Raw genomic sequence first — 300 nt, forward strand, 5'->3', positions numbered from 1 at the left:
GGACTCACTTGCGCGCAAAACCAACGCAAGTCCCGAAGACCCCAGCAGCACCAGAAGTGCCCGTGGGTCATCGGCGTACAGCCACCAGATCAATGCCGGCAGCAGCCCCAGAGACAGAACACCCAGGGCGTCCGTCAGTCCGCGCCGCAGCAGCACAAGGCTCCCCGCGGCAGCGCCCAACCAATACAACAACGGCAATGTTGCACATCCGGCCACCACGAGAGTGGCCTGCATACGGCCTCGCATCATGAACTCAGCTAAGGCACGCATGCATTCAATCCTTTGCTACTTGTCGACTGC

Annotated in this window: 1 pseudogene; it reads right to left on the bottom strand. The window is 61.0% G+C overall.

Going from position 1 to position 300, the window contains the following annotated elements:
* Positions 1–270 (bottom strand): annotated as a pseudogene (locus BK660_RS29960) (hypothetical protein); the annotation flags it as partial.
* Positions 271–300 lie beyond the last annotated feature (30 nt).

Origin of the sequence: Pseudomonas brassicacearum (assembly GCF_003732265.1) — a bacterium.
GTDB lineage: Bacteria > Pseudomonadota > Gammaproteobacteria > Pseudomonadales > Pseudomonadaceae > Aquipseudomonas > Aquipseudomonas brassicacearum_D.